This window comes from Streptomyces sp. NPDC001890 (genome assembly GCF_042891445.1).
Classification (GTDB): Bacteria; Actinomycetota; Actinomycetes; order Streptomycetales; family Streptomycetaceae; genus Streptomyces.
Genome location: NZ_JBIATE010000093.1, coordinates 1 through 1218, shown reverse-complemented (window position 1 = coordinate 1218; position 1218 = coordinate 1). Strand labels below are relative to the sequence as shown.

General features: G+C 72.2%; 2 protein-coding genes. Both read right to left on the bottom strand.

Annotated elements, in window-relative coordinates:
- Nucleotides 1-685 (bottom strand): NB-ARC domain-containing protein (locus tag ACFYY1_RS43300; protein WP_388595619.1); only part of this gene is annotated, 685 nt, incomplete at its 3' end.
- Nucleotides 686-750: 65 nt separating this feature from the next.
- Nucleotides 751-1179: a hypothetical protein gene (locus ACFYY1_RS43295; protein WP_388595618.1), complete on the bottom strand. Its 429-nt coding sequence runs from the start codon at nt 1177-1179 to the stop codon at nt 751-753.
- Nucleotides 1180-1218 lie beyond the last annotated feature (39 nt).

Sequence of the window (1218 nt, the reverse complement as noted above, 5' to 3'; positions counted from 1 at the left end):
TGCGGGCCCGGCCGCCTCCGGTCAGGCGCGGGTCCTTGAGGCGGGTGGTGGCAAGGGTCCAGCCGGTGCCGCGCTGGCTGTCCGGCCACCAGGGCTCGATCGCATCCGGGTTGGTGATGTCGTCAAGGACGACCAGCCACCGCCGGTCGGTGGCCGCCAGCCAGCTGACGAAGGCCCGCGCGTCCGTTTCCAAGTCCGTGCCGGCACGGCCGGGCGCCTGCACGAGCGCAGCGGCCTGCGCATAGACGCTCAGAACCTGCTGGATATCGGTCGCCGACACCCACACCACCAGATCGGCGCCGCCTTCGACCGCTTCACGGGCGTAGGCGGCGGCCAGCTGCGACTTTCCCACCCCGCCACCGCCCGACATCACGTGCACAGACGCACGCGTACCGGACCGCGACCGTTCACCGTGCGGGGTGTCACTCGCCAGTACGACGCTGCGGCCGTGCCCGCGGGCCTCGTCGACCGCCTGACGCAGTACCTCGCGCGGCTGGAACGCGGACGCCAGCACCGGCACCGTCTCCACCACCACCGGCCACCCCACCGGCACGCCGGCCTCTGCCACGTACTGCTTCTCGATATACGTGACCCGGCTGTGGTCACCCAGCGCGGAACCGGTGATCGCCCCACCTGTCGCAACCGAACGCGCCCCGGCGGACACCCGGCGCGCCGCCCCCGCCACTGGGGGAGACGTACCGTCCCCAGAGCTGCCCGGCTTGCCTCCGCGACGGGCCCGGGGGAACAGGCTCACCGCTCGCTTCCCTCACCCAGGGCACTGTCGGTGATGTCGCCACCGGCCGCCACCCCGTCCCGCCCGGCCCGCACATCATCCCCGTCCCGCCGCGAGGAGCCCCTCCTCGGCGGGGTGCGGGGACCGGTCACCTTCGAGTCCTTCCCGAGCGCCGAGCCCGTGATGTCACCACCGGCCACGACCGCACCACGACCACCACGCACACGACGCCCGCCCGCAGATCCACCACCGCGAACCAGCGCGACCACCGACACCAGCAACGCCACCAGCCCGACCACCGAACCCACCACACTCGCAGCCTGACCAGCCGTATCCAGATCAGCCAGGACCGCCACCAACACCAGCCCCACCGTCCCCAGAAACGCCACCACCGCCGTCACCCACACCCACACCCGCGCCACCCCCGCCGAAGCCACCAAGCTCACCGACCCTCCCGTAACAGACCACACGGACACAGCAGTTCA